Below are 24,571 nucleotides of genomic sequence, written 5' to 3' on the forward strand. Positions count from 1 at the left end.
GCATCCCATAGCGAGGCGCGATCGCTGGCTCGCTCGGCGAGCGCCACTTCAACCGGGTCGCGGCCATCGGCACGCGGCATGGTTTGTCCGATCTGGTTGCGCCACACGATATCCGCCCCGCGCCACCAACCGGTGACCGTCGGCAGATCGTGCGTAGTGGTGGTCGCCACCGCATTGCGGTCCCAGTCTCGCGGCATCTTGAAGCCGTGGCCCCATTCGCCGCGTTCGAACCACAGCACGCGGATACCAGCGAGGCCGTGTTCGTCGAGCCTTTCACGAAAGCCCGCTGGCACGGTGCCGAGATCTTCGCCAATCACAATCGCACGGTGCCGCCACGATTCGAGCGCGATCAACCGCAGCATGTCTTCGAGCGGGTAGCGTAGATAAGCGCCATTGCGAGCGCTTTCTCCTTCGGGCACGAGCCACAGACGACGCAGACCGAGGATGTGGTCAATGCGAATCCCACCAGCGTGCGCAAACGCCGCACGCAGCATGTCGATGAAAGCCGAGAAGCCCTGGGTACGCATGGCGCGCGGTGAGAACGTGGTGAGCCCCCAAGCCTGGCCGGCCTGGTTGAAGATATCGGGGGGCGCGCCAACCGACACACCCTGAAGCATGTCATCGCGATACGACCACGCATGACTGCCGGCGCTGTCGCAACCCACCGCGAGATCGGCGATCAGGCCAACGGCCATGCCAGCGTCGCGAGCCGCGTTCTGCGCATGCGAAAGCCCCTTGGCCGCGAGCCATTGCAGGAACAGATGAAATTCGACTTCGTGACGATGCGCGTGCGCGAACGCTTCGACTTCGGCGCTGCGCGGATCGCGCAATGCTTCGGGCCAGTTGCGCCAGTGACCGTCGCCGTCCGGCTGTGCCAATTGAACCGCTTGCAGCGCCTCGAAGCGCGCATGGTCCTCAAGTGAACGGCCGCCCTGCACGCAGAATGCATTGAATTCCTGCGCACGCAGCGCATCCTGTGAGCGTTCGTTCACGCAGAACTGCTCGAACAGCGTGCGCAAGACCTTGAGCTTGAGCCGCACCGCCTGCGGCCAGTCGATCAGCGTCAGCCCTTCGAGTTGCGACCATGTTTCGCCTGCCTGCGCGGCGTCGATTGCAGCGCGCGCGGCTTCCTTGCCGAATACCGCCGCCGGATCGATATGCGTGACATTGAGCCACAAGCGCGAGGACGGCGAGTAGGGGCTGAAGCGCTCCGGCTCGGCGCTGAACATGGCATGCGTCGGGCTGACGGCGAGTGCGTGCGCGCCGCGGTTCGCGCTTAGCGTCGCGAGTTGCGCGAGCGCCGAATAATCGCCGACACCTCCATCGCCCCTTCGCCGCAGACCATAGAGCTGCGCAGCGATCCCCCAGAGCGGCGGCGTGGGCGCGTCGCCCCTCAGGCTTCGCCATGCATCTGCGACCGTGTAGCTACGCGCTGGCGCGACCGCCAGCGTGATGCGGTGGTCGTTGATCACAAGCGTGTGATAACCCGGCTCGTCAATCGGAGAGAGCAGCGCCGCCTCGCCCTTCGGCGCCGTAAAGCGGCCATCGATCACGGCGCCGCCTTCGAGCTCGATCCGGTAGTGACTATTGGCCCTGAGCGCGGCGGCGGGCAGGTTGATGCCACGGCCGCACTCTGCAGTCATTAGCGGCGCCAGCTTGCGGCCCGACAATTCGGCGTCGAGCGCGGCGGCGCTCTGGCGAATCTGGGTCGCGTTGCCGCACGGCAGCCCCATGCGGTCGAGCAGAACCGCAAGGGTGCTTTCGGGCACATGCTGCATCGCGTGATGCGCATCTTGCCATTCGACCTCGAAGCCCGCGCGCGCTGCCAGGCTGTCGATGGTTTCACCGGAACGTCGGGTGGCGCTCATGCGTGCCACTCCCGTTCGACGACCTTGCGCGCATCGTGCGTGCTTGCGTACTCGTTGACATCACCGGTGAGCCAGGCGATCAAGGCGTTGGGTGGCAAGCTCTGCTCGCGCAGATGATCGCGCACGCGCGGCGGCGTTTCGAATACGACCATCCCTGCGGGCGTGTCCGCAAGCGCGACGGCCTCGGTATCCAGATTCAGCGCAATCGACAGCGTCTCGCCATCGTCGAGCCGCCAGCGGGCGACCAGCGCGTTGGCGTCGTCGCCGTTTTGCTTCGACAGCACCGTCGCGCCCAGCGCTTTCGAATGGGCGAGGCGCGGTGTAATCAGTTTGGCGCGTACCGTCAGCGCGGATTTGTAGAAATGCATCCAGTCGAGCCTTTCGTGTGCGTCGGGTTGCGCGGCGGAATCAGCGGGCGGCGATGACGCGGCAAACGTCTGCGCTGCATTCGGATCGGGAATCTGGGCGCGGCGCTTTTCGTCGCTAAAGGAAGCAAAGCGTGCGAATTCGCGGCGGCGTCCTTCGCGCACGGCGTGGGCGAGATCGCCGGTGTAGTCCGTGAAGAACAGGAACGGCTGATCGGAGCCGAATTCTTCATCCATGAATAGCAGCGGAATCTGCGGCGAAAGCAGCAACAAACCGGTGGCGGCACGCAATGCATCGGCGCTGCACAGCTTGCGCAACCGCTCGCCGAAGGCGCGGTTGCCGATCTGATCGTGGTTCTGCAAGAACATCACGAACGAGATGGGCGGTACATGTCCGCTCGGCTCGCCGCGCGGCTTGCCATCGTGGATCGGGGAAGGCTCACCCTGATAAGCGAAGCCTTCGGCGAGCACCCGCGCGAGCTTGCGGATCGGTTGATCGGCAAACGCGTGGTAGTAGCCTTCGGTTTCGCCGGTCAGCAATACGTGCAGCGTGTTATGCGCGTCGTCGTTCCACTGCGCATCGAAATGCGTTTCGAGCAGATTGGCCGTGTTGTGCTCGTTTTCGAGTACCAGATGCACATGCCGACCGTGTCGCACCTTGGCGCGAATGTGATCGGAGAGTTCGCGCAGCCATTCGTGATTGTCGATCGCGTGCACCGCGTCGAACCGCAAACCGTCGAAGCGATACTCGTTGATCCAGTACAACGCGTTGTCGCAGAAGAAATCGCGTACCTCGCTGCGGTCGAAATCAATCGCCGGACCCCACGGCGTATGCGTGCCTTCGCGGAAGAACGGCTTCGCGTACTGATGCAGATAGTTGCCGTCCGGGCCGAAGTGGTTGTACACCACGTCGAGAAACACATTCAGGCCAAGGCCGTGTGCTGCGTCAATCAGCGCTTTCAGTTCGTCGGGGCGGCCGTAAGCGGAATCCGGCGCGTAGGGCAGCACGCCGTCATAGCCCCAGTTGTGCTTACCGGGAAAGTCGTTCAGCGGCATCAGTTCGATGGCGGTCACGCCCAGTTCGGCCAGCGCAGGCAAACGTTGCATGACGCCCGCATAGCCGCCGAGCGTGCCCACATGCAGTTCGTACAAGACCGTCTCTTCCCAAGGCCGCCCGTGCCAATGCGCGTGCTGCCAGGTGTAGGCACGTGCGTCGATGACTTCGCTAGGGCCATGCACGTCTTGCGGCTGAAAGCGCGCGGCGGGATCGGGCACCAGCATGCCGTCGTCGAGCCGGTAGCGGTACAGCGTGCCCGCGCCGCAATCGGCTTCGGCTTCGAACCAGCCATTGCCGGTAGGCGTCATCTCGATCGAAGCGGGCGTGGCCGGTCCTTCGATTTCCACTTGCACCGTTTTGCACGACGGCGCCCAGAAGCGAAAGCGCGTGCGCGGCGCGGCACTCGCCGCGCCTAGCAGTTGCGCGCCGAACGGCAGGCAATGCACGTGATGGCGTGCATGAGGATCAATCGGACTTTCGGACATGATTCGTCACCATTCAGTTTGCTCCGCCGCGTCGGGCTTGATCTGCACCAGGTGTGCGACTGCTCATCGGTGGGCGGTTACGTGCGTGGGTCGGGTGGCAGCGCAGTCAAAAGACGCTGGCCGTGCTCCGGACCTGCTTTCCAGCCAGCTTGCCAATCGGTTTCGCCAACCGGCTGCGCAGCCAGCATGACCAGCCCGTGACCCGCAACTTCCACTTCCGCCGCCGCCAATGGATGCGGCGCCACATCAGGGTTCGCAGTGTCGAGCAGCACATGCCATTCCAGGTGAGGGGCAGGGGGAGTGAAACGTAAGGGGTCGCCTGACGCATTGAGCATCATCAACAATACTTCCGTTTCTCCGTTCAGTCCTGGACCGGCGCGCCGAAGCGTTAGCGCGCGGCCTTCCGGGTCCTGCCAGGCCTCGATGGTGAGGGGATCGCCGCGCTCGTCGAACCATCCCACGTCATATAGCCCCGGCAACACTTCACGGTCGCCGAACAGAAAGCGCGTTTCGCGCAGCAGCGGATGGTGTTTGCGCAGCGCAATCACGCGCGCCACGAACGCGGTCATCTTGCGACCTTCGTCTGAGCCCGCATGTTCCCAATCGATCCATGATAGTTCGTTGTCCTGGCAGTACGCGTTGTTGTTGCCGTTCTGGGTGCGCCCGGTTTCGTCGCCGGCGAGCATCATGGGTGTGCCGAGCGCGATGAAGAGTGTCGCGATCAGCGAGCGCGCCACGCGAGCGCGCGTCGCGAGGATCGCCGGATCGTCAGTGGGACCCTCTACACCCCAGTTCGAACTGCAGTTTTCGTTGTGGCCGTCGTTGTTGTTTTCGCCGTTTTCCATGTTGTGCTTTTGCTCGTACGACACCATATCGACGAGCGTAAAACCGTCATGCGACGCGACAAAATTGACCGACGCCCACGGCTTTCTGAAGCGGCGATTGAACAGATCGGCAGAGCCCGTCAGACGCGCCGCGAGATCGGGGCGCAAGCCGGCGTCACCGCGCCAGAAGCGGCGTACCGTGTCGCGGAAGCGGTCGTTCCATTCGGCGAAACCCGGTGGATGATTGCCCAGCTGATAGCCGCCTGGGCCGATATCCCACGGCTCGGAAATCAGCTTACGTTGCGACAGGATCGGGTCCTGGCGCAATGCGTCGAAAAAGCCCGAGCCCGGATCGAAGCCGTTGTGCTCGCGGCCTAGCGTGACGCCGAGATCAAAACGGAAGCCGTCGATATTGAACGCGGTCGACCAGTAGCGCAGCGAATCCATCACCATTTGCAGCACCCGTGGATGCGGCAAATTCAGCGTATTCCCGCAACCGGTGTCATTGATATGGTGGCGTTCGTCGCCGGGTATCAGCCGGTAATAGCTCGCGTTGTCGAGGCCGCGCCATGACACGGTCGGCCCCATTTCGCCGCCCTCGCAGGTGTGGTTGTAGACCACATCCAGAATCACTTCGATGCCGGCCGCATGCAACTGACGCACGGCAATACGCATCTCATCGAGCCGACGCAAGCTCAGATAAGAGGGCTCTGGCGCGAAAAACGCGGCCGTGTTGTAACCCCAGTAATTGCGTAGACCGCGCTCCACCAGAAAACGGTCATTCAGGAACGCATGCACGGGCAGCAGTTCGACCGCTGTCACGCCGAGCTTTTGCAGATGCTCGATGAATTCCGGCGAGGACAGCGCGGCAAACGTGCCGCGTTCATGCGCGCGCAGATCGGGCCGCCGCATCGACGCACCGCGCACATGCGTTTCGTAGATGACGGTATCGCCCCACGGCACGTTAGGCCGCGTGTCGTGCGACCAGTCGAAGGCCTCGTCGATCACCACGCACTTCGGCATGGCGGGCGCGGAGTCGCGCCGGTCAATGGAGAGATCCAGCCGGTTCGAATGCACGCGATAACTGAACAGCGCGTCGGACCAGCGGAACTGCCCAACCAGTTTGCGCGCATACGGGTCGAGCAGCAGCTTGTGCGGATTGAAGCGGTGACCGTTCTGCGGCTGATACGGTCCATGGGCGCGAAAACCGTATGCCGTGCCCGGGTGGGCATTGGGGAGGTAGCCGTGCCAGATCTCGTCGGTGCATTCGGGCAGCGTGTAGCGCCGGGTTTCCTTGCGGCCGGTGGGGTCGAACAGGCACAACTCGATCTGCTGGGCATTCGCGGAAAACACCGCGAAATTGACACCGAGTCCATCCCAGCTCGCGCCGAGCGGATAAGGCGAGCCCGGCGACAGCCGGTCGGGCAATGCATGCGACATGGTTCCCGTCCTCGTTCTGATTAGTCGTGTCTTCGCGGGGCGTTGGTTCAGGCCGCTCGCCGGGTCGGTTCCTTCCGTGCGTCTGTTCGTATTGGTCTGCATGAGCCGGGCGGGTGGGCGCGCACCGTATCGGTCGCCCACCCGCCTCCGTGTCGCTTCACGTATCCGCGCGCAGCACGATGGTCGCGAGCGGTGGCACGATAAGCAGGGCGGATTGCGGCTTGCCGTGACTCGCGACCTCCTCGGTATAGATCAGACCGGCGTTGCCGACGTTCGAGCCGCCGTACACGCTGGCATCCGTGTTGAGGACTTCGCTCCAGCGACCGGCGACCGGCATGCCAAGTCGATATGCCTGACGCGGGACCGGCGTGAAATTGCAAACGATCACCAGCTCTCGGCCCGCGCCGTCAATGCGTCGATACGCAAACACGCTGTTGTCGGCGTCGTCACCGATCATCCATTCGAAGCCGCCAGGCTCGCAGTCGAGCGTGTAGAGCGCGGGCTCGTCGGTATATAGGCGGTTCAGATCGCGCACCAGAATCTGCGTACCGTGGTGGAGCGGATCGTCGAGTAGATGCCAGTGCGGCGAGGCGTCGTGATTGAACTCGGCCATCTGACCGAACTCACCGCCCATGAACAGCAGCTTCTTGCCGGGGTGCGTCCACATAAAGCCGAAATACGCACGCAGATTGGCAAAGCGCTGCCAGCGGTCGCCAGGCATCTTGCCGAGGAGTGACCCCTTGCCGTGGACTACTTCGTCATGGGAGAGGGGCAAGACGAAGGACTCCGAATACGCGTAGACCATCCCGAACGTCATGTTGTGGTGATGGTAGCGGCGGTACACCGGATCTTCGTGCATGTAGTTCAGCGTGTCGTGCATCCAGCCCATGTTCCACTTGAACTCGAAGCCCAAGCCACCGTCTTCGACACGCGCGGTCACGCCGGGCCATGCCGTGGATTCCTCCGCGATAGTGATGGCGCCGGGTACTCCAGGCACGTAGCCGACCTCGTGATTGAGCCGCTTAAGAAACGCAATCGATTCGAGATTCTCGCGGCCGCCATAGATGTTAGGCACCCATTCCCCAGCCGAGCGCGAATAGTCGCGGTACAGCATCGAGGCCACCGCATCCACCCGCAAGCCATCCACGTGATAACGCTTGAGCCACGCGAGCCCCGAGGCGACCAGGAACGCGCTTACCTCGTTGCGGCCGAGGTTGTAGATCATCGTGTTCCAGTCCTGGTGATAGCCTTCGCGCGGATCGGCGTGCTCGTAAAGCGGCGTGCCGTCGAAGTCGATCAGACCGTGCGCGTCATTCGGGAAGTGCGCTGGCACCCAGTCGAGAATCACGCCGAGTCCCGCTTCGTGCGCCCGATTGACGAACTGCGCGAATTGCTCGGGCGTGCCAAAGCGCGCCGAAGGCGCGAATTGCCCAAGCGGCTGATAACCCCACGAACCGCCGAACGGGTGCTCGGCAATCGGCATGAATTCGACGTGCGTGAAGCCCATGCCTTGCACGTACGGAATCAGCCGTTCCGCGAGTTCTGACCAGTTGAGTCCACGCTGGCCGTCCTCTGCGATGCGCAGCCAGGATTCGGCATGCACTTCGTAGATCGAAATAGGCGAGCGCGGTGTCTGGTTAGCGCCGCGCGACTGAATCCACGCGTCGTCCGTCCAGGGAAACTGCTCGATCTCATCAACGTGCGCGACGACCGATGCCGTAGCCGGTGGCTTTTCGGTTTGCATCGCACACGGGTCGGCCTTGAGCGGCAGCGGATGGCCATCGCGCGACAACAACTCGTATTTGTAGCGCGTGCCGGCACCGATTCGCGGCACGAACAGCTCCCATACGCCGGCCTGGTGACGCAGCCGCATCGGATGCCGACGGCCATCCCACGCGTTGAAGTCGCCCACCACGGAGACACGTCGCGCGTTCGGTGCCCAGACGGCGAAACGCACGCCGGGGATACCGTCCACTTCGACAGGGCGCGAGCCGAGGCATTCCAGCACGGCATACGGGTCGCCGTGGGCGAGCCGGTGCAAAGGCTCGTCGCCTAACACCGCACCGAACGAATAGGTGTCCTCGATTTCCTGTATCGCGCCATGCCAGTCAATGCGCAAACGGTAGGGCACATTGGCGCTTACACGACCGATAAACAGCCCACCGGGATGAACCTGTTGCAACTCGCCGAGCGTCGCGCCATCGGCGCGCGCAATCACCGTGACGTGCGCAGCGTTGGGCAGCAGCGCGCGCACCACCGAGCCCGCGTCTGTCTGATGCAAGCCCAGTTGCGAAAACGGATCGGGATGGCGGGCTTCGACCAGCGCGTCGAGATCAAGCGGATGGAGTCCGGCGTTCGGATCGTATTCACTCATAGTCGCCCTCGGCCGGGTTAGGGGGTGTGGTGTCGGCAGAGCCGTGCGCCGATGGGTCGTGGGGCGTTCCGGTGTCGCCAAGCAGACGGCTCGCGAGCGCGGCGAGGCCGCGTACCGGCAGGCTGAGCCAGGTTGGACGGTTGGCTGCCTCGTAGCGGATTTCGTAAGCGGCCTTTTCGATCAGGAAAAGATCGAGCAAGGCTTGCTCGGACCCGGGTGCGACCAGCGGTTGCGGTGCGTTTGCGACGGCGGCGCGATATTGCTCAAGGAAGCTCTCGGCCGCATAGGCACGGAAGCGTTCGAACAGGGCGCGCTTGCGATCGGCAGTTTGTTGCGGTGCGCTTTCGGTGGTGGACTGCGCCGCTGCGCTTGCATAGGAGAACGAGCGCAGCAGACCCGCGACGTCGCGCATCGGGCTCGATTTCTGGCGGCGTTCGTCGAGCGTTCGCGCCGGTTCGCCTTCGAAATCGATCAGGAACGCATCGCCTTGCGCAACCAGAACCTGACCCAGATGGAAGTCGCCGTGAATGCGCGTGCGCAAGGCGCCGGCATCCGCCAGCACTAGCTTCGAGACGGTTTCGGCGAGTGCCGCACGGCGATCCAGCAGGCTGCGTGCGAGTCCGCGCGTGTCCTCGCTCAGTTGATCGAGACGCGGCTCGAGCAGATCGAGCGCGGAACTGAGCATGGACTGCGTGCCGTCGATCCACGCCTGCACCTGCTCTGCTGTAGCGGGCTCCGGCGCAAATGCAGGATCGTCCGTCGGGGAGGCGAGCACGACGTGCAGTTCGCCGAGGCGTTTGCCGATGATGCCGGCCATCGCGCGATAGCCGTCGATCGCTTCTGCTTCTTTCTCGCGGTCAGGCATGCCGTCGTCGGCTTCGACGGCCAGCGCGAGATCGTCGATCGTGCGGCGCAGGTAATCGAGCGCCCAGTTCCAGGCGTCGCCCTGATTATCGATAAAGCCTTGCAAAATGCACAGCGTATGCGGCACACCGGCCGGATCGACCCGCACCACTTCGCCATAAAGCGGCGCGGTGTTGGCATAGCCGATCTTCGTCAGATAGCGGCTGATTTCCGCTTCCGGATGAATACCGGCTACAAGGCGTCGCACGAGTTTGAGCACCACCGCGTCGGCAATGATCAGCGAACTGTTGCTTTGCTCAGCGGCCAGCCAGCGAATCTCAGGACGCTCACCCAGATCGAGTTCGCGAAGGCGGTCAGTCGGGATAAAGCGGATCTCGCTCTTTTGCACCGTCGGCACGACGGCACGCTCACGCAGCTTGCGCAATACGTTGTGCGCGAAGATCGGCAGTGCGAAGGCGTCAGTCAGATGGCCGACATTGCGGCCACGCCGCACGCGCGCCAGCGCGAGTTGCATGAACAGCGGGTAAGTGGTCTCGCCGCCCCACGTAATCGCAATCGGCAACACGTAACGCTCAGTATGGTCGCCTACGTCCGCTTCGATTTCCGTGAAGGCGAAACCGCCGTTCGGGATGGTCGTGAGAGAGGCAAGGCGCACGCCGTTCAACTGCTGATCTTTCGACGCAAACCAGCGGCGCCGGCTCAACCACGACGGCAGCACTTCCGATTCGAGCAACCGGACGTTTTCCGGTGTCGGGCCAACCTGTCCTTCGCGGATCACAATCGTGACGAACTCGGGCAGCGGCTCTGAGTGCGCCTGCGCCCAGGTAGGTCGCTGAGTTCCCGGGCATATCAGGAACCACAAAAAGCCGTAGGGCGGAAACGTCAGCAGATAGGTGAGTTGGCCAATCGCCGGGAACACCGAGTCCGCGGTCATTTCGATCGGCACGGAGCCGTTGAATTCAGACAGATCGAGTTCGACCGCCTGCGGCGCGCGCGACAGATTCGCGACGCACAGAATGGTCGGCTCTCCAGGCAACTCGCGCAGATACGCGAGGATCTTGCGGTTGGCCGGCTTCAGGAAGCGGATCGTGCCGCGTCCGAAAGTCTGCTTGGCGCGGCGCGTGGCCAGCATACGGCGCGTCCAGTTCAGCAGCGAGTGTGGATCGCGGCTCTGCGCTTCGACGTTGACCGCATCAAAGCCATAGAGTGAGCCCATCACCGGCGGCAGCACCAGTTGCTCAGGATCGGCGCGCGAGAAGCCGCCGTTGCGGTCAGATGACCACTGCATTGGCGTACGCACGCCGTCGCGATCGCCGAGGTGGATGTTGTCGCCCATACCCAGTTCATCGCCGTAGTAGATCACGGGAGTGCCAGGCATCGACAGCAGCAGCGAGTTGATCAGTTCAATACGGCGGCGGTCGCGCTCCATCAACGGGGCAAGGCGGCGCCGGATGCCGAGATTCAGCCGCGCACGGCGATCGCTTGCGTAGGTGTTCCACAAGTAGTCGCGTTCCGAATCCGTGACCATTTCGAGCGTCAGTTCATCGTGATTACGCAGGAAAATGGCCCACTGGTTCGTTTCTGCCAGATCCGGCGTCTGCCGCATGATGTCGGTGATCGGGAAGCGGTCTTCGCTGGCGATCGACATGTAGATGCGCGGCATCAGCGGGAAGTGGAATGCCATATGGCATTCGTCCTCGTCGCCGAAATATTCCTTCACGTCTTCCGGCCACTGATTTGCTTCGGCGAGCAGCATCCGGTTCGGGTATTCGGCATCGATCGTGGCGCGGATCTTTTTCAGAATCGCGTGCGTTTCCGGCAGATTCTCGTTGTTGGTGCCTTCGCGCTCGACCAGATACGGCACCGCATCCAGACGCAGCCCATCAATGCCCATATCGAGCCAGAAGCGCATGACCTGCAGCACTTCCTTCAGCACGGCCGGATTGTCGAAGTTCAAATCCGGTTGATGCGAATAAAAGCGGTGCCAGTAATACGCGCCCGCAACCGGATCGTGGGTCCAGTTCGACGGCTCGCTGTCGATAAAGATGATGCGTGTCTCGGTGTATTTCTGGTCCGTGTTGGACCACACGTAGAAATTGCGATGATTCGAGCCGAGCTTCGCGCGCCGTGCGCGCTGAAACCACGGATGCTGGTCCGACGTATGGTTGATAACGAGTTCGGTAATCACACGAATCCCGCGTGCATGCGCTTCCTGAATGAAGTGCTTCACGTCGGAAAGCTGACCGTAGTCCGGATGCACGTTGCGATAGTCGGCAATGTCGTAGCCGTCATCGCGACGCGGCGATGGATAGAACGGCAGCAGCCAGATCGCGTTCACGCCCAGTTCGGCGATGTAGTCAAGTTTGGCAATCAACCCAGGGAAGTCGCCAACGCCGTCATTGTTCCCGTCGAAAAACGACTTGATGTGCACCTGGTAAATGATCGCGTCTTTGTACCAAAGCGGATCGTCGCTCAGCGTCGACACTTTGCCACGCCGCGACGGACGTGGTTTGGCAGGGGCGGCGATGCTTGCGGTGCCATCGGCCGTAAGGGCCGGCGACGTGCTCTCGGATGGGTCGTCACGTTTCATTGCGCACCTTCGGTATGGGTTTGGCCGCCAGCATCGACATGGCTGCCGTTGTCGTCGTCAGGGCTGGGCGGCTCGGCAGGCAGGCCGCCGGCAGGCGCGATGCGCCAGATCGCGAACGGCATTGCACCAGGATTCAGTTGCACGTGTTGCCAGCGACCGTACCACTCGAAGCGCGCCCCGCTTATCTGGTCGACCACTTCAAGCGCCGCGTGATCGTGCAGCTTCCAGTGATTGAAGGTCGCCCAGGAAAGCTCGACGTCCGCACCCTGCTCGTTGAACGGATCGAGATTGATGGCGACGATGATCACGTTGTCGCGCGCTTCGGTGGCTTTCTCGAAGAACAGGATGTGGTCATTGTGCGCCGTCAGGAACGTCAAGCCCAGATGCGTTTGCAATGCCGGGTTCGCGCGCCGAATCCGGTTCAGCGCGCTGATTTCGCCGACGATGTTGCCGGGCCGGTTCCAGTCCCACGCACGCAACTGGTATTTCTCGGAGTCGAGATATTCCTCGCTGTTTGGCAGCGCGGCCGCCTCGCACAACTCGAAACCGCTATACACGCCCCACAAACCGGAAAGCGTGGAGGCCAGCGCCGCGCGAATCAGAAAGCCTGAGCGTCCGCACGACTGCAAATGCCGTGGATTGATGTCGGGCGTATTGACGAAGAAATTCGGTCGGTAGTACTCGCGAATGTTGGTTTGCGTAAGTTCGGTCAGGTAATCGGTGAACTCGCGTTTCGACTCGCGCCACGTGAAGTACGTGTATGACTGCGAGAAGCCGATCTTGCCGAGCCGATACATCATCCGTGGCCGCGTGAACGCTTCGGCGAAGAAAATCGTGTCGGGGTGGCGCGAGCGCACGTCGCCAATCATCCATTCCCAGAACGGCAGCGGTTTCGTATGGGGATTGTCGACGCGGAAAATATGCACGCCCGCTTCGATCCAGAACAGGATGACGTCGCGTAACGCGAGCCAAAGGTCGGGCTTGGCGTCCTGCGCATAGAAGTCGGGATTGACGATGTCCTGATACTTCTTTGGCGGATTCTCTGCGTAGCGCAGCGTACCGTCGGGCCGCCATGCGAACCACGTGGGATGCGCTTTCAACCACGGGTGGTCCGGCGAGCATTGGATCGCGAAGTCGAGGGCTATTTCGAGGCCATGCGCGTGCGCAGCGGCGAGCATCTGCTTGAAGTCGTCGAGCGTGCCGAGTTCAGGATGCACGGCCGTATGGCCGCCTTCCTTCCCACCGATCGCATATGGGCTGCCCACGTCGCCCGGTTGAGCGTTGAGCGTGTTGTTGCGACCCTTGCGATTGGCGAGACCGATTGGATGGATCGGCGGGAAATACAGCACGTCGAAACCCATGTCGCGGACACGCGGCAGTTTCTTCGTGACGTCGGCGAAGGTGCCGTGGCGTGACTCGTCGTCGCTCATCGAACGCGGGAAGATTTCGTACCAGCTTGCGAAGCATGCGGCCGTGCGTTCGGCGTCGATCCGATAGATGACCGGATCACGCGCGAGGAACGGACGGTGACGCGCTGCGGCCATTGCCTTGGCCGTGGTCGGAGCAAGCAGCAACGCGAGACGCGTGTCGTGGTCAGACTTGGCGAACACCTTGACGATATGTTCGAGCGGTTCGGTCACCGCGCCTTCCACCGTTTCCACTTCGGCGAGCACCAGTGCAAAGAGATGGCTCGCTTCGTCGATTTCGAGTTCGACGGTTTGCCCTGCCTTCAGCTTCTTCTGCACGTGCTCAACCAGCGAGGCAAAGTCGTCGCGCCAGGCAATCACGGTGAACTCATGTCGCCCAACCCGTTCGAGCGGAATGCGCGTGTGCCACAAGTCGAGGCCGGCCGGCGGCGCGGGGACCATCGGCGCCTCGTGCCAGGCCGTTTCGTCCGCGGCACGCCATACAACAGCCGCGGCAATCTTGTCGTGCCCTTCGGCGAAGATGGCAGCGGTGACTTCCACTCGCTCGCCTACGGTTTTCTTGACGATAAAGCGGCCGTTGTCGATCGATGGCGTCACGCTTTCAATCGCCACGCGCGGCGCGGTGATCGCCTCCACCACGGTCTTGCGGCCGCTGCGCTTGCTGCCGGCTTTGTCGATGGGAGGGGCGAGGCGGATCGGCTTATCCGCGACGGCGCCGAACAGGCGGCACGCTCCCGCTTCCAGGCTGAAAGGGGCGAGCGTGCCCGGTTTCGAACGCGCGGTGGCGTCGAGCGGCACGAAGCGCGTGAAATTGCCCGGCACGTGGGCCAGGAAACGCGCGGGATCGATCCGCACGGGTGTTCCGAGTTCGGGGTTGATAACGATCAGCGTCGCCTGACTGCTGTCGCGCAGATCAAGTTGATCGCCGCGCAGCAGCACGGCAGCGGGCGCGCCAGGGCCACTCAACGCGCGCAGTTCCCCAACAGACTGCAGCGGTTCGGCTTCGCGCAGCACGCCGTTTACATGGGCAATGCGTTCGGACAGATCGAAGCGCGCGTGATTGCATAACTCCACGAATTGCGCGGGATCGCCGCGCGTGTAAGACATCGGTTGGGCAATGCCGTATTCGAAGCCCATCGGCATCATCCAGCCCGTGCCGGTGGCTGCCGCCGTGAACAGCGCGCGCCGGTAAGCCCGCTCGATGATGCTGGCGTCGTCGTGCACGCCGTCGAGATCGGCGGCCAGGCGCGTGCCATAGGGGGCTTCCGGAAACGCGATGGGCGCTCCGATCCGCGTCAGTGCCGCATGTTCATCGGTCATCCAGCTGGCGCGGAAATCCCACCAGCGCACGGATGAGAACACGCTGTCAAAGCCAGCGCCTTCGAGCTGGACCAGATCGCCGCGCGCCAGGCCCGGCGTGGCGGCGAGAAAGTGCACTTCCGGATACTGCGCGCGCACGGCCGCCCCAAGGTGGTGCCAGAATTGGGGGGGAACACGATGCGGCGAATCGAAGCGAAAGCCTGCTACGCCCGCTTCAGCGAGCGCAAGGAGTTCGTGTGTCCACCAGTCGAGCAGCGCGTCAGTGCTGCCTGCGTCGTTGAAATTCACGTAGGCAACGTTGTCCTCGCGATGCGCGTGACGTGGGTCCAGTCGCGCTTCTTCCGATTCGAACGGATGAAACCAGTCCGGATGGTGGGCGAAGAGTGCGCCGTCGGCGGCAACCCGGTCGATCACGAGATCGACGAGTACCCGCACTTCATGACGCTCGGCGCCCTCAGTGAGGCCGCGTATGGCTTCGGGTGCGGATTGTTGCGCCTGGAACACCGGGTGCAGGCGCTGGTGGTCGCTCACCACCTGCGCATTCCCCGCCTTGCCAGGCTGAAACAGCGCGCCGATCAGGACATGGTCGAAGCCAAGCTTGGCCGCGTGCGCAAACCGTGCAGGCCACGCATCGAGCGGTCCGACCAGAGGAGAGTGAAGAAAATAGATCCGCGGGGCATACCTTTGTGAAGGTTCCATCGGTCGTTTCCAGATTCGTCCTGCCGCGATGTGGATGCATGGCTATGCGATCACACCACTCATTGGGCTTCCAGAGCCGGATGCTGCCCGTCGCTTGAAAATCGACGCGCGTACTGGTCAATGTAGTGCAAAGATCGATTGCCCGCAGGGCTGTATCGAACACTACGCACGCGGTTGCGCCAGACACGCGGTTCTGGACCAGATAAATACCAGGCTTGCAGCAAGCGTTGTGCCAGAGAACGGCAGGCCGGGAGAAGGTAGCGTGGGCGGGGTGGGTAGGGAAGGGCAGTGGCGCAGCGCGGCGCTATGAGGGCTTTGGACGTGTAAATCGGATCCGCAGGGAGCGGGATTTACACGTCACGCGAAGGGCGCTGAGCGTGTCACGCGTCCAAGGTTCAGGGACGCAATGTCATGAACCCAGCAGTCCGGCTGCAATGTTCACGCACAACCCCAGCACGGCGACGTTGAAATAGAACGACAGGATGGATTGCGCGAGCGTGGCGCGGCGGATCGAACGCGAGCGCAGTACGACATCCGAGGTTTGCGAAGCGACCGCGATCGTGAACGAGAAGTACAGAAAGTCCCAGTAGTTCGGCTGCAGCCCATGATCCGGGAACAGGAGGGCCGTTTGTTTGGGATCGGAGCCGTAGTAAAGCCGCGCATAGTGCAGCGTGAAGATGGTCGGAATCAGAAACCACGCACCGAAGAGCGTCAGGCCTGTCACAGCATAGTGCCCGAGGGTCGATGCCGCGCCCAGATTCTTGGCCGATGCGAGTTCGAGCACGATGGCCGCAATGCTTGCGACCGTTGCAAGGCAGATTACGAATAGCACGACGCCTGCGTTTTCATCGTCGCGTATCGCGAACTCACGGACGCTATGCTCATCGGCTTGCGCCATGTGAATCCAGATCAGGACGAGATAGACCCAGATCGCGACGTCCCACGCCGCAAGCACGCGCACCATGGGCCGCATATGCCAGGGCACCACAAAGCCAGTAATGATGCCGATGGCAAGTGCAATCACCATACGCGGACGGTTGCGAAGCAATTGCGGGTAGAGATTCGTTGGCATGGAAATGAAAGGTGACGCGTCGTCCACAGCCACGACGCTGTTAGGCACACATGAGCGTCGACGATTCTACCGCGAGCGTCGGGCGTCATTTGTCGAATGGTCTCGCGGCAGCTATAGTCTCTCGCAGCGGTCTTGCGCGGGGCTTTAATCTGACTTGCCTTGCAGTGGTGCAGAGGCAGGACAGGCTTAGACCGTTATACCGCATGCTGTTCGCCGGGCTTGGGCGAAGCGTGACGGTGTCATGAGACCGCTTAAGCGGCGTGGACCAGGTTTGGGGCAGACGATCGAAACAGTTTGCGGCGGCAGCGCGCTGCGGCAAGCGAGGTTGACGGTTGAAACTTACTCATCATCTGTGGAGCCCCCATGGCAGATGTTCAAGAGAACGATGAGAACGATGCGCGCCGCAGGGTGACGCATCTCCAGTTGCCGGGTGCGTTTGACCCGAGTAGCCGTGCAAGTTTCGGCGGCGTCATGAATCGCCGGAAGTGGCTGCTAGGTGCATGCGCGGCCGCAGCGGCCCTCGCGTTCACGAGCGTCGCGCGCTTCAATCCACGCTTTAACCCATTAGGCATCACGCCGGCCTTTGCCGACGCGCCCGCAGGCGGCGGCCTCGATGCCTTCCTCGCGCTGTCGCAACATCTGACCGCTCGCACGAGTTTCAACGCGGTGCTTGGCCAGCGGGTCTACGCGGCCCTCGTCCAGTCCGACAATCAGTTCACGCAGAACGTCGCCGCGCTCAATACGTGGTTGGCGGGTCATGGCGGTGTGCCGTCTGACACTGTCACACAAGCGCTCGCCGCAGAGCAGCCGCCGCTCGCGAAAGCGGTCACCGCGATCATGCAGGCGTGGTACCTCGGCCTCGTTGGCGAGATGCCCCATGTTCAGGTGGTGGCCTACGAGAGCGCGCTGATGTTCGATCCAGTCAAAGACGTGCTGACGATTCCGTCCTATTGCCGCGACGTGCCGTTCTACTGGACACAGAAGCCCGCGGGCGCCTGAGCGATTCACCTCTCGCGTGCCGTGCGACGCATTATGCGTGGCGGCAGGCACCAGTCAGCAAGCAGCGATAAGCCAGTAAAAGAGGACAACAATGGCAAATACCAATTCCGCCGATGTGGTGGTGGTCGGCTCCGGTGTGGCAGGCAGTCTGGTTGCGCATCAGTTGGCGCTGGCGGGGGCGTCGGTGATCCTGCTCGAAGCGGGGCCGCGCATTCCGCGCTGGCAGATCGTCGAAAACTTTCGCAATTCGCCGGCCAAGTCCGACTTCGCGACACCGTATCCTTCCACGCCTTACGCGCCGCATCCTGAGTATGCCCCCGCTAACAACTACCTGATCCAGAAGGGCGAGTACCCCTATAACTCCCAATACCTCCGGCTCGTGGGCGGCACCACATGGCACTGGGCCGCTGCCGCATGGCGTCTCCTGCCGTCGGATTTCCAGTTAAAGAAGTTATATGGTGTGGGCCGTGACTGGCCTTATCCCTATGAGACGCTTGAACCCTGGTACTACGCTGCAGAAGAGCAACTCGGGGTGTCGGGTCCGGCCGCACCTGTCGATCTTGGCTCGCCGCGCTCGAAACCCTATCCGATGGGCCAGTTGCCGCTGTCTTACATGGATCAACGCTTTAGCGACGTGCTCAATGCGAAGGGCTTCAAGGTCGTGCCCGAGCCCGTTGCGCGCAACAGCCAGCCTTACGATGCACGTCCCACCTGCTGTGGCAATAACAACTGCATGCCGATCTGTCCGATTGGCGCGATGTACAACGGCGTGGTGCATGCGGAGAAAGCGGAACAGGCCGGCGCGAGGTTGATCGCGGAAGCCGTGGTGTACCGCGTGGAAGCGGATAACAAAGGGCTGATCACCGCTGTCCACTACAAGGACGCGAACGGCAACAGCACACGCGTAAGCGGCAAGCTCTTTGTGCTGGCTGCGAATGCGATTGAAACGGCCAAGCTGATGCTGATGTCGACCTCCGATGCCTTTCCGCACGGCATCGGCAACAGTTCGGATCAGGTGGGCCGTAACCTGATGGATCATCCGGGCACGGGCGTCACCTTTCTCGCCAACGAGCCGCTGTGGCCGGGCCGCGGCCCGATGGAAATGACCTCGGTGGTCAACTTCCGCGACGGCGCGTTCCGCTCCGATTACTCGGCGAAGAAGCTGCACCTTTCCAACGGTGTGCCCACGATGTCAGTGACCGCCGCGCTTATCAAGCAGGGGTTGACCGGCGCGGAGCTGGACCGGCAGATCCGCGATCGCGCCGCGCGGACGTTGAATATCAACAGCTTCCACGAGCATCTCGCCGAACCGCAGAACCGCATCGTGCCGTCGGCGGATCACAAGGATTCGCTGGGTATTCCGCAGCCGGAGATCTACTACTCGATCAACGACTACGTGAAAAAGAGCGCGGCGAACACGCATGAGCTATATGCGCAGATCGCCGCGCTGTTCGGCGGCACCGAAATCTCATTCGACGACACCTTCGCGCCGAACAATCACCTGATGGGCACCACTATCATGGGCAGCGATCCCAAGGACTCGGTCGTCGATTCCGATTGCCGCACGCACGATCATTCGAATCTGTTCATTGCAAGCAGCGGCGTGATGCCGACCGCAGCCTCGGTGAACTGCACGCTGACCATTGCGGCCTTGTCACTGAAGCTCGCTGACAAGCTGAAGCATGAGATCTGAACCGAGCCTTGACGGAGAGCCACAATGACGAACAAAACGTCTCGCGTGCCGCCGGCCGCTTCGCTCGCCAGGGCCATGCGCCGCCGCCTGCTGCAGGTTGGCGCGCTGGCGGCTGCCTTCTCGCTGTTTGCGTTGTACGTGGCATGGCGCGCAGTCGATGAACCCGCGTTGAATCACAACGACGAAGCCCCGCTCATGCAGGCGTATGCCGACGACGCGGTGCCTCCTGCACAACCGGTGGGCGCTGCTGGTACAGCGTCGGGCGCGGCTGATCCGGATCTGGTGAAACGCGGCGCATACCTCGCGCGCGCTGGCGATTGCGTGGCCTGTCATACGGCGAACACGAGCCGCCCGTTTGCCGGCGGCCTGCCCATCGTCACGCCGTTCGGCACGATCTATACGCCTAACATCACGCCCGACCCGGACACCGGTATCGGCCAATGGAGTGACGCGGACTTTCTGCGTGCGATGCATGAGGGCGTCGGCAAGAGCGGCGAGCGGCTGTATCCCGCTTTCCCCTACGCGGAGTACACGAAGGTCACAAGCCAGGACGTGCAGGCGATTCGCGCGTATCTGAACACGTTGACGCCGATCCATTACACGCCGCCGCGCAACGACATGAAGTTTCCGTTCAACCAGCGCTGGCTGATGCTGTTCTGGAACCTGTTCAACTTTACGGAGGGCCGGTTCGTGCCCGATCCGAAGCAGAGTCCGGAGTGGAATCGTGGCGCCTATCTGGTTCAGGGTCTGGCGCATTGCGAGGAATGCCATACGCCCCGCAACTTCATGCAGGGGCTCAAGACCACCGACCGCTTCTCCGGTGCCGCGCAGGGCGGCTGGCATGCGTTCAACATCACGCCGGACAAGAACAGCGGCGTGGGGAACTGGAGCGATGCCGAACTCGTGAGCTATCTTTCGACCGGCGCCGTGCCTGCGCGTGCGAACGCGGCGGGGCCGATGGGTGAAGTCGTGGCGGACAGTACACAGTATTTGACCTCCGAGGATCTGAACTCGATCGTCATTTATCTGCACTCGGTGCCGCCTGTCAGCGGCGGCGAAACGCATCCGCGCGATCAGTGGGGCAATCCCGCTCACGACGTGACGGCACTACGCGGCCACGAGATTACCGGCGTGAATGGTGCGCAACTGTTCGTGGCCAATTGCGCGTCGTGTCACAACTGGACCGGTCAAGGTGTGGGGGCCAGTGCGCCGGGGGCTTACCCGTCGCTGATTCACAACACCACGGTTGGCGCGAATGATTCGAACAACCTGGCGATGGTGATTCTGCATGGCGTGAACCGCACCACCAAACAGGCCGACGTGCTGATGCCCGCATTCGGTGGTGAGCTGACGGATGAGCAGGTGGCTGCGGTCGCGAACTATGTGACGAAGCAGTTCGGCAATCCACAAGCCAGTCTGACGGCCCAGCAGGTGGGCAAGCTACGGGCACAGCAACAATGACCGTTTGAGACATGAGTGAGGCGGCGCGGTCCGGCATGGTTTGCCGGTTTGCGCGGATAGTCTGACGATTGGCCGAAATCGACGCTGCTTGTTGCATGGCAAGCAGCCGAGAAAAGATAGAAACCGCGCATACGCACTTTGCGGCGGCGTTCTATTATGACCGAATGGCTACTGCACTCGTTACTGACGTCAAGCATCACCCGGTCAATCGCAACGGCCGCGATTTCGTCGTGGGCGATCTGCACGGCTGCGTGGACGCGTTGCGCTATCTGTTGCGCGAAGTCGGATTCGATCCGGCGCGCGACCGGCTGTTTTCGGTAGGCGATCTGATCGACCGCGGCACGCAATCGGAAGAAGCGCTGGCTCTGCTCGGTAAGCCCTGGTTCTACGCCGTGCTTGGCAATCACGAGGACACGCTATGCGCCGTGGCCGAAGGGCGCTTGCGGCGTCAATGGTGGTACGGCATTGGCGGTTCGTGGGCAGCGCAGTTGTCGGACGAAAAGCTGCGGCATTACGCACGGCAGTTGAGCCAGTTGCCGTTGGCGCGGGTGATCGGCAGCGGCAGCGAGCGCTTTAATATCCTGCACGCGGAATTCTTCGGCACGGACGCGGATCTGGATGTGGGCGAGTTCTCCGCCGATGAACGCCAGCAACTGCTATGGGGCCGTGACCTCGCGATGGGCAACGGCGATCCAAGCCTGCAGCGCACGCTTTCGCTGACGTACTGCGGCCATACGCCGATGCGCAGCATTCAGCAGATCGGAGCACAGGTGTTTATCGACACCGGCGCGTTCGGCCCGGGCGGCAAGCTGACGATGGTCGAAGCTCGCAAGCCGCAACGCTGGTCCGTCACGGTCGAGGCGGCCCGCGCAGAAGGCGCGGCTGCGCTGGCGCTGCCTTGATGTTGCCCTTGCGCTGAGGTTGGCGCTGCTGCCTCGGATTCGTCGCTCGGGGCGAGACAGGCTGTGCACTTCGACACTCGCCCTTGAGCGCCCCTTGTCTGCTGATCTGCGGCCTAGCCGACCTGATTGAGTTCAAACACCATATCCACGGCGCTGCCGTTCCAGTTGTATTCCAGATATGCCGCGTGGTGGCAGTCGCGCAGCAGCGTGGTTTTGAACGCTGCGAGACATTCGCCGCCTGTATCGCGCACTGACGGATAGACGACGCCCGGCGCGCCCGCCGCGCGCACGGCCCGTCCCAGCGCTTGCCCGGCCAGATAGTCGACGGGCGAGAGCACCGCGGTATCGAGCGAAGCGTCGTCGCGTACGTCAACCACTTGCCCCGCAGCGATCACCGTGTACAGGCGCATCTGCTGGCGCATGGGCGCCTCGGCCGTGGCGGCGAGGAACGTACCCGTGTGAAAGCGCGTTTCCGCGATCGCCGTGGCACGTGAGCGGGCGCAGTAGAACACGCCGTAGCTGCCGTCGGAGAACCGGCTGCCAAGCGGATTCAGGTGCGTGAACGCCGCCATGATCGGCCCATAGCCGGGGCCGAACCGGCGCTCTTCGCGCGGCACCAGGTCTAGTTCACCGATTTCCGTGCGCAAACGGTCGTTGGTCATGGCTTCGAGCGCGTAAAGCGCCTCGAAGTCCTCGGGCGCGGCCACCCGGTCGAACAGATTGACGGCCGGAAAGCGCGTCGGAATCACGCGAAACGCGGGCGACCAGTCGAGCGGCGTAGTGCGCCAGCGGTCCTGCCATTGCAGTTCAGTCACGCCCAGCCGCCTCGCATTGCGTCGAGATACTGGCGCACGGCCACGAGGTCGCTCATATTGCCTGCGAGCAACCGGTCCAGCGCACGGCGGCCGCCGAACGGCGGCGCACTGTTGGGTCGTTTGATCCAGCCGTCAGCGGCGGCCGGTTGCGGCAGGAGAATCTGCAGCGCCTTGTAAATGCCGAGCAGCAGCGACAGCCGTTCGAGCGTATCGCGTCCCAGCCTGGCCGTCTGCGGCTCCTGTTTCCACTTGAAGAAGGTCGAGCGGCCGGGCGAGCCAAGCAGGACGATCTGCTCGTCGGCGCTCAGATCCCAGGCCTGCGCAATCTTGAAGAACGCCCGCAGGCCCGCCGCCGACATTTCGGTCAGCGAAGGTTCCGCGACGGCGCCGCGCAGTGGCGGGCTGTCCTGGGTGGCACGAGCGGCGTGAGGCATGTTGGGTGTCCTGATTTGTACTGTATCTCGATATTAGTCTATATGTGGATTATTGCAAGAGCAGATTAGGTATAATCGCGACCCGACGAAGAGATTGAACATTGAAGAGATCAGGAGAAGCAGGCGATGTGGGTCCGAGCAGTAGGAGTGGCAGTTGCGTTGGTGGCGGGATGCTGTGCGGCGACGGTGCAAGCGGCGCAATACGCCGAAGTGTGGAACCCGCCCGAAGCGCAGCACGCGCCGAAGCATGCCAGGGTGGTGACGCCGGCGTCGAGAAAGTCAGTGAAAGCGGCGTCGCACGCCAAGGGTAAGCAGCAAACGGCGGCGGCGAAGAAGGGCCCCGCTCAGGCGCAGGGAAAGTCAAAACCGGGTGCCGTACACATGCAAGCGAAGGTGTCGGCAAAACCGGGCGTCAAGGTGGCGCAGAAGTCTGCTGGCAAGACGACCTCAACGTCGGCTCACACCACTCATTTGAAGACCGCTGCGAGCACCCCGGCGCATGGGGACATCAAGATGGCTCGGTCGAAAGGCGCACACACGCTGGCTGCAGCCCGTGCCAACCCGCAGACTCTAGCGGCCAGGCCTGCCCCGGCGCATCCGGCACAGACGATGGCCAGTGTCTCCACGCGGACGTCAACCCAACCGACTCCTCAAGCGGCTGACCACGTCCCTTCAATGCTGACCAGCGCCACCGTCCGATCCGCTGACGAATCCAGCAGCCTGCCGCCGATCCTCCACTGACCTCAGGCCACCCGTTTGCGTTTGCTTTTTGCAGCGGGGGCACGGGCGGAGGTAGGCACGCCGGCCGCGCCGAGCGCTGCGCGTCCAAGCTCGACGATCCGCGCCGACAGCTTTTCCAGCCTCGGCGACTGCACTTTCCACGCGTGCCAGTACAGCTCGACGTCAGTCGGCTGTTTGGGCGCGAGATCGACCAGTTCGCCGCGTTCCACCGCTTCGCCGAATTCAAGTTCCGGCACCATCCCATAGGCTAGCCCGCGCTGGATCGCCATATAACGCGGGATGGGTGCGGGCACGTAGTGGCACGGATAGGAGTCGGGCGGCAAGCCAAAACGCGTCTCGAGGAAGCGCGCCTGCAATGCGTCCTTGCGCGACGAGAGGATCACCGGGGCGCGTCGCGCGGCCTCACGCGTCAAGCCTTGCGGAAACCAGCGTTCGACGAATGCCGTTGACGCCACCAGCCGGTAGCGCATCGCGCCAAGCCGTTCGGCAAAGCAGCCGCGCATGGACGCGGATTCCGTGGTGATGCAGCCAATCGCGAGCCCCGATGCCAGCAGCGCATGCGTGTGATCCTGATCATCGACGGTCAGATCGAGCAGGACATTTTCCCGCAGCAGGATCTCCGACAGGGCCGGAAAGAACCAAGTCGAGAGCGTGTCGGCGTTTACCGCCACTGCGACTTTCAGCAGCGCCTCGTTGGCGCCGGCCAGATCGCTGGCGAAATCGTCTTCAAGCAGGGCGGTGCGGCGTAGGTACTGCAGCAGTCGCTGGCCCATTGGCGTCGCGCGGCATGGGCGCGTGCGGACAATCAGCGGACTGCCCAGTCGCGTTTCGAGTGCGCGAACACGTTGCGAAACGGCCGAAGGCGTAAGGTTCAGGCGCGCGGCGGCCTGTTCGAAACTGCCGGTTTCGATCACGGCGCGTACCGCAGTGGTTTGGCGAGGGTCGAGGTCCACGGGATGCCTTGAACGGTTGTGCCGAAATGGAACTGAGTTGTTTCCAAGCTTAAGTTGGATCGACAGCCTTGCGACGCGCGAAGGCGAGGCTACAGCGCGCCGCCCATGCCACCCGCCAACATCCGCAGCGTTTCCACGGAGCGTGGGTCCCGCACCCGCGAATGCAGCGTGACGCGCGATTCGGGCAG

General features: G+C 62.8%; 15 protein-coding genes and 1 pseudogene. 5 read left to right on the forward strand and 11 right to left on the reverse strand.

What is annotated here, in order from left to right:
* The 7 genes from malQ to WCA85_RS05180 all read right to left on the reverse strand — a co-directional run.
* Window positions 1–1,868 (reverse strand): 4-alpha-glucanotransferase (gene malQ / locus WCA85_RS05150; RefSeq protein ID WP_424062088.1); only part of this gene is annotated, 1,868 nt, incomplete at its 3' end.
* Complete coding sequence (treZ, locus tag WCA85_RS05155) at window positions 1,865–3,775, reverse strand: malto-oligosyltrehalose trehalohydrolase (RefSeq protein WP_424062089.1); 1,911 nt, start codon at window positions 3,773–3,775, stop codon at window positions 1,865–1,867. The genes malQ and treZ, both read right to left, overlap by 4 nt.
* 77 nt (window positions 3,776–3,852) lie before the next feature.
* Entirely contained in the window at window positions 3,853–6,039 is a 2,187-nt protein-coding gene (gene glgX / locus WCA85_RS05160) for a glycogen debranching protein GlgX (RefSeq protein ID WP_424062090.1), read from the reverse strand.
* Between the two features lie 157 nt (window positions 6,040–6,196).
* Window positions 6,197–8,413, reverse strand: a complete 2,217-nt coding sequence (glgB, locus tag WCA85_RS05165; RefSeq protein WP_424062091.1) for a 1,4-alpha-glucan branching protein GlgB — start codon at window positions 8,411–8,413, stop codon at window positions 6,197–6,199.
* Window positions 8,406–11,867 (reverse strand): maltose alpha-D-glucosyltransferase, encoded by a 3,462-nt coding sequence (gene treS / locus WCA85_RS05170; RefSeq protein WP_424062092.1) that lies wholly within the window; start codon window positions 11,865–11,867, stop codon window positions 8,406–8,408. The genes glgB and treS overlap by 8 nt, the downstream gene beginning before the upstream one ends.
* Window positions 11,864–15,313 carry a maltotransferase domain-containing protein gene (locus tag WCA85_RS05175; RefSeq protein WP_424062093.1) on the reverse strand — a complete coding sequence of 1,150 codons (3,450 nt, stop codon included), beginning with the start codon at window positions 15,311–15,313 and terminating at the stop codon, window positions 11,864–11,866. The genes treS and WCA85_RS05175 overlap by 4 nt, the downstream gene beginning before the upstream one ends.
* A 409-nt stretch (window positions 15,314–15,722) precedes the next feature.
* A complete protein-coding gene (locus WCA85_RS05180; protein ID WP_424062094.1) occupies window positions 15,723–16,385 on the reverse strand; it encodes a DUF1345 domain-containing protein in 663 nt (220 codons plus the stop codon).
* Window positions 16,386–16,748: 363 nt separating this feature from the next.
* Here WCA85_RS05180 and WCA85_RS05185 point away from each other — a divergent pair, with 363 nt between their 5' ends.
* The 4 genes from WCA85_RS05185 (at window position 16,749) to WCA85_RS05200 (ending at window position 21,440) form a co-directional block, all read left to right on the forward strand.
* Window positions 16,749–17,384 carry a sugar dehydrogenase complex small subunit gene (locus tag WCA85_RS05185; RefSeq protein ID WP_424062095.1) on the forward strand — a complete coding sequence of 212 codons (636 nt, stop codon included), beginning with the start codon at window positions 16,749–16,751 and terminating at the stop codon, window positions 17,382–17,384.
* A 91-nt stretch (window positions 17,385–17,475) separates the two neighbouring features.
* A complete protein-coding gene (locus WCA85_RS05190) occupies window positions 17,476–19,077 on the forward strand; it encodes a GMC family oxidoreductase (protein WP_424062096.1) in 1,602 nt (533 codons plus the stop codon).
* A 24-nt stretch (window positions 19,078–19,101) separates the two neighbouring features.
* Window positions 19,102–20,538 (forward strand): c-type cytochrome, encoded by a 1,437-nt coding sequence (locus tag WCA85_RS05195; protein WP_424062097.1) that lies wholly within the window; start codon window positions 19,102–19,104, stop codon window positions 20,536–20,538.
* 164 nt (window positions 20,539–20,702) lie between these two features.
* A complete protein-coding gene (locus tag WCA85_RS05200) occupies window positions 20,703–21,440 on the forward strand; it encodes a metallophosphoesterase (protein WP_424062098.1) in 738 nt (245 codons plus the stop codon).
* A 113-nt stretch (window positions 21,441–21,553) separates the two neighbouring features.
* Here WCA85_RS05200 and WCA85_RS05205 read toward each other — a convergent pair whose 3' ends face one another.
* Both WCA85_RS05205 and WCA85_RS05210 read right to left on the reverse strand, forming a co-directional pair.
* A complete protein-coding gene (locus tag WCA85_RS05205; protein ID WP_424062099.1) occupies window positions 21,554–22,255 on the reverse strand; it encodes an RES family NAD+ phosphorylase in 702 nt (233 codons plus the stop codon).
* Complete coding sequence (locus WCA85_RS05210) at window positions 22,252–22,614, reverse strand: MbcA/ParS/Xre antitoxin family protein (protein WP_424062102.1); 363 nt, start codon at window positions 22,612–22,614, stop codon at window positions 22,252–22,254. The genes WCA85_RS05205 and WCA85_RS05210 overlap by 4 nt, the downstream gene beginning before the upstream one ends.
* A gap of 222 nt (window positions 22,615–22,836) precedes the next feature.
* Here WCA85_RS05210 and WCA85_RS05215 point away from each other — a divergent pair, with 222 nt between their 5' ends.
* Window positions 22,837–23,430, forward strand: coding sequence for a hypothetical protein (locus WCA85_RS05215; RefSeq protein ID WP_424062100.1), 594 nt, complete (start codon window positions 22,837–22,839; stop codon window positions 23,428–23,430).
* Between the two features lie 2 nt (window positions 23,431–23,432).
* Here the strand turns inward: WCA85_RS05215 and WCA85_RS05220 are convergent, their stop codons facing one another.
* Window positions 23,433–24,383, reverse strand: a complete 951-nt coding sequence (locus WCA85_RS05220) for an HTH-type transcriptional regulator ArgP (RefSeq protein WP_424062101.1) — start codon at window positions 24,381–24,383, stop codon at window positions 23,433–23,435.
* Window positions 24,384–24,472: 89 nt separating this feature from the next.
* Window positions 24,473–24,571, reverse strand: a pseudogene (locus WCA85_RS05225) (LysR family transcriptional regulator); the annotation flags it as partial.

The sequence above is a fragment of the Paraburkholderia sp. genome, assembly GCF_049581445.1.
Taxonomy (GTDB): Bacteria; Pseudomonadota; Gammaproteobacteria; order Burkholderiales; family Burkholderiaceae; genus Paraburkholderia.

Excerpts from the sequence above, each read along its gene's own strand:
- WCA85_RS05190 (WP_424062096.1), top strand. The coding sequence starts at position 17,476 with ATGGCAAATACCAATTCCGCCGATGTGGTGGTGGTCGGCTCCGGTGTG.
- treS (WP_424062092.1), bottom strand. The coding sequence starts at position 11,867 with ATGAAACGTGACGACCCATCCGAGAGCACGTCGCCGGCCCTTACGGCC.
- WCA85_RS05195 (WP_424062097.1), top strand. The coding sequence starts at position 19,102 with ATGACGAACAAAACGTCTCGCGTGCCGCCGGCCGCTTCGCTCGCCAGG.
- WCA85_RS05200 (WP_424062098.1), top strand. The coding sequence starts at position 20,703 with ATGGCTACTGCACTCGTTACTGACGTCAAGCATCACCCGGTCAATCGC.
- WCA85_RS05175 (WP_424062093.1), bottom strand. The coding sequence starts at position 15,313 with ATGGAACCTTCACAAAGGTATGCCCCGCGGATCTATTTTCTTCACTCT.
- glgB (WP_424062091.1), bottom strand. The coding sequence starts at position 8,413 with ATGAGTGAATACGATCCGAACGCCGGACTCCATCCGCTTGATCTCGAC.
- WCA85_RS05185 (WP_424062095.1), top strand. The coding sequence starts at position 16,749 with ATGGCAGATGTTCAAGAGAACGATGAGAACGATGCGCGCCGCAGGGTG.
- WCA85_RS05180 (WP_424062094.1), bottom strand. The coding sequence starts at position 16,385 with ATGCCAACGAATCTCTACCCGCAATTGCTTCGCAACCGTCCGCGTATG.
- treZ (WP_424062089.1), bottom strand. The coding sequence starts at position 3,775 with ATGTCCGAAAGTCCGATTGATCCTCATGCACGCCATCACGTGCATTGC.
- glgX (WP_424062090.1), bottom strand. The coding sequence starts at position 6,039 with ATGTCGCATGCATTGCCCGACCGGCTGTCGCCGGGCTCGCCTTATCCG.
- WCA85_RS05210 (WP_424062102.1), bottom strand. The coding sequence starts at position 22,614 with ATGTCGGCGGCGGGCCTGCGGGCGTTCTTCAAGATTGCGCAGGCCTGG.